At 62.7% G+C, this 5,919-nt stretch carries 6 protein-coding genes; 2 read left to right on the top strand and 4 right to left on the bottom strand.

Translation table 11 applies throughout. The features are described 5' to 3' along the window. From Q0J81_RS10055 to Q0J81_RS10040, 4 genes are all read right to left on the bottom strand, one after another. Window positions 1-752, bottom strand: a 752-nt coding sequence (locus tag Q0J81_RS10055; protein WP_294447591.1) for a class I SAM-dependent methyltransferase, incomplete at its 3' end; no start/stop codon positions are given. Window positions 753-821: 69 nt separating this feature from the next. Continuing rightward, window positions 822-1,121, bottom strand: coding sequence for a hypothetical protein (locus Q0J81_RS10050; RefSeq protein ID WP_294447589.1), 300 nt, complete (start codon window positions 1,119-1,121; stop codon window positions 822-824). Between the two features lie 65 nt (window positions 1,122-1,186). Further along, window positions 1,187-1,720 (bottom strand): nucleoside deaminase, encoded by a 534-nt coding sequence (locus tag Q0J81_RS10045; protein ID WP_294447588.1) that lies wholly within the window; start codon window positions 1,718-1,720, stop codon window positions 1,187-1,189. A gap of 3 nt (window positions 1,721-1,723) precedes the next feature. After that, a complete protein-coding gene (locus Q0J81_RS10040; protein ID WP_294447586.1) occupies window positions 1,724-2,383 on the bottom strand; it encodes a TIGR00730 family Rossman fold protein in 660 nt (219 codons plus the stop codon). Between the two features lie 364 nt (window positions 2,384-2,747). Between Q0J81_RS10040 and Q0J81_RS10035 the strand changes: the two genes are divergently transcribed. Both Q0J81_RS10035 and Q0J81_RS10030 read left to right on the top strand, forming a co-directional pair. Next, complete coding sequence (locus Q0J81_RS10035) at window positions 2,748-4,211, top strand: SLC13 family permease (protein ID WP_294447583.1); 1,464 nt, start codon at window positions 2,748-2,750, stop codon at window positions 4,209-4,211. A 331-nt stretch (window positions 4,212-4,542) separates the two neighbouring features. Then, window positions 4,543-5,919: MBL fold metallo-hydrolase (locus Q0J81_RS10030; RefSeq protein ID WP_294447581.1), on the top strand; the 1,377-nt coding region annotated here is incomplete at its 3' end.

The raw sequence follows: 5,919 nt of genomic DNA, 5'->3' as shown, positions 1-5,919 counted from the left end.
GAGGGGGGGGGGGGGTGGGCGGTCTTGCGCCTCTGGTGGGGGGGGGGGGGGGGGGGCCCGGGGTCGGGTGGGGGGGGGGGGGGGGGAGGGAGGGGGCGGGGGGGGGGGGCGGGGTACAGGGGGGCGGCGGCGCGGCGCAGGGAGGCGAGGAATCCCGGGGAGCTGTCGGGCCAGGAGGCTTCTCCCAGGGGGAGGGCGGATACCATGCTTATGCGGCGGCCGGGGCAGGCGCGGCGCACCATGGCATAGAGTTCCCACGGTTTGATGCCGAGGGGGGAATCGGAGCACACGGCGCAGGAGTCGTCGTCCTGGGGGACCTCCCAGTGGGCGCGGGCGCTTTTGGGCACGCCCGCGAAGGAGAAGAGGTTCCATTCCATGATGATGATGCCGCGTGCGGCCACGCGCAGGGCTTCGGAGAGCACGTTTTCCCCTTCGTTCCGGGGCAGGGAGCTTATGCCGTGATGGACGAGCACGGCGTAATCGAAGAAGCCGTCGTCGAAGGGGAGGGCCTCGGCGCTGCCGCACTGGTAGGCGATGCGGTCGCCGGTCTGCTGTCTTGCGGCGGACAGGCAGGCCGGGGAACGGTCCATGGCGGTGACGTCGAAACCTGCTTCCCAGAAGAATTCCGGGGAGAATCCGGCGTTGAGTCCCACCTGAAGCAGGGAGGAGCCGCGCCGCTTCCAGCCGGAAATGAGCTGATGCAGCACCTTCTGCCGTGCTTCGGAAAGGAAACGACGGCGATATTCGGCCATGAAGAGCCTCCTTTACGGCCTGCCGGGCGCGTCACGGGCGGGGGAGCGGCGCTCCGTCCTCATGCGGGCCTATTTCTTGTCTTCGGAATCGTCGGCCATCCAGCGGCTCAGGGCGTCCACGATGCGGCGGGCCTGATCGTTGCTGGAAATGGTGAACTTGGACTGCTGGCGGTATTCTCCGCCCGACTTCTTGTAACGGCGTATGACGTAGCGGTCGGGGCCGTAGGTGTCGTTTTCCTGCCATTCGCGGTAGCGGAAGAGCACCGTGGCCCATGCGCCCTTGGACAGCACTTCCTTGTCTATTTCCTTGATTTTGAGAATGCCGTCTTCCTCGTAGTCCACCGTAAGTTCGTCAACCGTATTGTTCATGGGTTCCTCTGTTTCTGATGCAGTCTGAAGCGGGCTGCGCCCGGTGCGCGGCCCTTGCGGGCAGGTCAGCGCCTGACCCGGAAAAAGTTTCTGAGAATCCGCGCGCAGGCCTCGGCCTCCACGCCGCCGTAGCTCCAGGGCGCGGAACCGGCAGAAGCGTAGTCGAGCCCCTCAAGGCAGGAACACACGGCTCCGGCCCGGGCGTCGGACGCGCCGAACACCACGCCGGACACGCGCGCCTCGCGTATGGCTCCCGTGCACATGAGGCACGGTTCCAGAGTGACCACGAGCACGCTTCCGCCGAGGCGGTGATTGCCCGCCGCCGCCGCGGCCCGGCGCAGGGCCAGCACTTCGGCGTGGGCCGTGGGATCGTGCAGACTCTCGGTTTCGTTGTGCGCCTCGGCCAGCACTCTGCCGTCCTCGTCCACGACCAGCGCTCCCACGGGCACCTCGCCCGCTCTTGCGGCGCGTCCCGCAAGGCGCAGCGCCCTGAGCATGAGGGCGCGCCAGCTTGTTCCCGCGGGAGCCGGAGGCTCCGGCCCCCACGAAGAGAGCGCCCGCCAGCGCGCATCTTCGGGGCAGAGATTGCGAAGCTCCATGATCTAAAGAACCACGCGCCGACGTATGACGGAAAGCACCTCTTCGGGCGTGTCGCACACGGTGACGAGGTCGAGTTCTTCCTCGCGCAGGTAGCCGTCCTTGATCATGCGGCCGCGAATCCAGTCCAGAAGTCCGTCCCAGAACGCATGGCTGTAAAGAATGATGGGAAAGGGCTTGATGCGGTGCGTCTGCGCGAGCACGAAGGCTTCGGAAAGCTCGTCGATGGTGCCCATGCCGCCGGGCATGACCACATATGCTATGGAGTACTTCACGAACATGAGCTTGCGGATGAAGAAGTACCGGTAATCGCTGCGCACGCTCAGATACTTGTTGGGATCCTGTTCCATGGGAAGATGGATGTGCAGGCCCACGGAAGGCGCGTTTGCCTCGCTTGCGCCACGGTTGCCCGCCTCCATGAGACCTGGGCCGCCGCCCGTAATGATGCCGTATCCCGCCTCGCCGAGAGTCTTCGCCACGCGGCGCGTTTCCTCGTACACGGCGGAATCCTCGCCGGGGCGCGCCGACCCGAAGATGGACACGCACGGCGGCAGCCCGCTCAAATCCTCAAAGCCGTCCACAATTTCCGCCAGTATGCGGAAAAGTCTCCAGGACTCCTGTGCGGACAGCGTGTCGATGACATATTGCTGCGACGTTGTGCTCATGGTCTCTCCTGTAAAAAGTCTTTTTCAAGGGTATCATAGCCCGCGGTTCCTCAGGGCGCAAGAGGCGGCGAAGAAGTCGGCAGGGAAACTGCCGGGGAAAAAGACGCCTGCGTCACACTCCAAGCTCCGCACGCGGCGGACTGCCTTCTGCCGCGCCGTCTTGAAAAGGCGGGAGGTTCATCGTATCTCTGAAAGAAAGGGAACATCGGCCTTCCCAAAAGCCGCCTTTTTTCTTCGCCTGAACGCCCCTGCGGACACTCCGTTTTTTTCCGACGACGCCGACAGTCCGCAAAGGCCCCGCCGCGACCGTATCTTCCGCAGGACGCCCGCAGAACGCGCGCGTCCCTTCACCTTCGGAGATTCCATGTCCGAAAAATGTTCCACGCCCTCTGTTTCCGCAACAGCCCGTTTTTCCTTTCTTTTCCATTCCTTCGTCTGCCTTGCCGTCATGTTCAGCGTCAGGCTTCTGCCCCCCGTTCCTCCGCTCACGTCGCAGGGCATGGCGCTCATCGGCATTTTTCTCGGCGTTCTGTACGGCTGGATATTCATTGAAATCATCTGGCCCAGCCTGGCCGGCATGCTGGCTCTCGTTCTCATAGGCGGGCTCTCCCCCGCAGAGATGCTCGGACAGAGCTTCGGCAGTTCCACCGTGGTCATGATGTTCTTCATCTTCGTGTTCTGCGCCGCCATCAACCATTACGGCGTCTCGAAACAGCTCTCGCTGTGGATCATCACCCGAAAGTTCATCATCGGCAGGCCGTGGCTTTTCACCTGCATGTTCCTTCTGTCCGTCATGCTGCTCGGCGGCCTGACCAGCGCTTCCCCCGCCACCCTCATAGGCTGGAGCATTCTGTACGGCATCTGCGACGTATGCGGCTACAAAAAGGGCGACGACTATCCGAAAATGATGGTCTTCGGCGTGGTCTACGCCGCGCTGGTCGGCATGTCGCTCATTCCCTTCAAGCAGCTTGCCCTCACGATCATGGGCACCTACGAAGCCATTTCCGGTTCCTCCATCGACTACGCCGGCTACATGGTGACGGCGCTTGTCATCTGCCTTGTCTGCTCTCTGCTCTTTCTGCTCTTCGCCCGGTTCGTCGTGCGGCCCGACGTCGGCAGGCTTGAAAACCTTCGTGCCGAAGCGCTCGGCAGCGTCAGCTTTTCCGGCAGCCAGAAAATCGTTCTGGGCTTTCTGGTCGCCCTGGTGATGCTGCTGCTCATTCCCGCCTTCCTTCCGGAAGAGCTCCCGCCCGTCGGCCTGCTCCGGCGCATCGGCAACACGGGCGTGTGCATGCTCGTCATTGCGGTGATGTGCGCACTGCGCTCAAACGGCAGGCCCTTTCTCCCCTTCCGGGCCATGACCGGCGGCGTCGCCTGGGGCATCATCTTCATTCTTGCGCTGGTTCAGCCGCTCTCCGGGGCCATGGCGGCTCCCGAAAGCGGCATCACGCCCTTCTTCCTGAGCGTGCTGCAACCGGTATTCGGTTCCTCCTCGCCCATGTTCTTCGCCGCCTGCATGGGCCTGCTCGCCCTCTGTCTCTGCCAGTTCATCAACAACGGCGCCGTGGGCGCGGCGCTCATGCCCGTCATCTTCAGCTACTGTTCCGGCAACGGCACCAATCCGGTTCCCGCGGTCATTCTGGTGGTCATGAGCGTGCATCTGGCCTTCCTCACCCCGGCCGCCACCTCCGCCGCCGCGCTGCTGCACGGCAACGAATGGACAAACAGCCGGAACATCTGGAAGACGGCTCCCCCCGTCATCGTCGTTTCCTGGCTTGTCATGTGCGCCTCGGTGCTGCTCCTGACCCCCCTGTTCTTTCAGGACTGAGTCAGGCATGCCCGCGCCGGGCAGACAAAAACGCAGCCCCCACGCCCAGTTCCGGCCAAAACGCCCGCGCTGAACGCGCCCCGTCCGGAACAGGGCCGTCACCGCGCGTGAAATCCGTCTTCTGCCGCGGCGCTCCTTCTGCCGAAACCGGAAGGCTGTGGGCACGCCGCGTACGCATGACGGCTCCTTTGAAGAAAACACTTCTGTATAACGAAGCATAAGTCCCGTAAAAACAAAGTTTTTTTCGTCTGTTCCGGCCTGTCATTCTTGCGCCGGAGCTGGAAAACGTCTATGCTGCAATCATACGGAACCTCATTTCAGGAGTTGTGTCATGAAAATCACCTTTCTGGGAGCCGCCCAGACTGTTACCGGTTCCTGCTACGTCATAGAAACCGGCGCGTCTCGCTTTGCCGTGGACTGCGGCATGTTCCAGGGCAACTCCGCCATTGAAGAGCGCAACTTTCAGACCGACAACTATCGTCCCGACAAGCTGGACTTCATCCTGCTCACCCACGCGCACATCGACCATTCCGGCCTTCTGCCCCGCATGGTGAAAAAGGGCTTTACGGGCAGCATCTACTGCACCTACCCCACCGCCGATCTTGCCTCCATCATGCTTGAGGACAGCGCGCACATTCAGGAAATGGATCATGAGTGGAAAAGCCGGCACGACAAGCGGCGCGGCACGACCGAATCTTCCGGAAGCGAACCGCTCTATGAAACGGAAGACGCCCTTGCCACGGCAAAGCTGCTCTGCCCCGTGGGATTCGACACCGAAATCTCCCCCGCCCCGGGCGTGAAGGTCAGATTCCGCCACGCCGGACACATTCTCGGCGCGGCCTTTCTTGAGCTTTCCGTCACCGAAGACGACAAGGTGACCCGTCTCGTGTTTTCCGGCGATCTCGGCCGCCCCGGCGCGCTGCTGCTGCCCGACGCCGCCATGCCCGAAACCCCGGACTGGCTCTTTGTGGAATCCACCTACGGCGACAGAGATCACAAGGGCGAGGCCGACACCCTTGAAGAACTCGCCGAGGCCGTGGCCTACAGTCATGCCCGGAACGAAAAGGTCATCATTCCCGTGTTCGCCGTGGAGCGCACTCAGGAAATTCTCTACAGTCTGCTCATCCTGAAAAAGCAGAACCGTCTTCCCGAAGGCATGCCCATCTATGTGGACAGTCCGCTGGCATCCAAGGCCACGCAGGTCTTCATGAAATACGTCGATCACCTGCGCACGCCGGAGTTCACGGTTGAAGACTTCAAGGCCACCCCCGACGGCCTCGTGCGCTTCACCCAGAGCGCCCAGGAATCCCAGAAGCTCAACACCATGGAAGGCCCGGCCATCATTCTGTCGGCAAGCGGCATGTGCAACGCCGGCCGCATACGCCATCACCTCAAGCACAACCTGTGGAAGGAAGGCGTGAGCATCGTGTTCGTGGGCTATCAGGCCATGGGCACCCCGGGCAGAAAGCTCGTCGACGGCGCAAAGACCCTGCGACTCTTCGGTGAAGACGTGGCCGTGGCCGCAAAAATATTCACCATCAACGGCTTCTCCGCCCACGCCGGACAGAGTCAGCTTCTGGAATGGATAGGCGGCATGGCCCGCCCGGGCATGAACATCGCCCTCGTGCACGGCGAACCGAAGGCCCAGCAGATTCTTGCCGGACTCATCAAGGAGCGCTTCGGCATCACGCCGCGCATTCCCGAATAT

It is taken from the genome of uncultured Mailhella sp. (genome assembly GCF_944324575.1).
Lineage (GTDB): Bacteria > Desulfobacterota > Desulfovibrionia > Desulfovibrionales > Desulfovibrionaceae > Mailhella.
The sequence above is the reverse complement of the archived record's forward strand: the minus strand, read 5'-3'. Positions and strand labels throughout refer to the sequence as shown.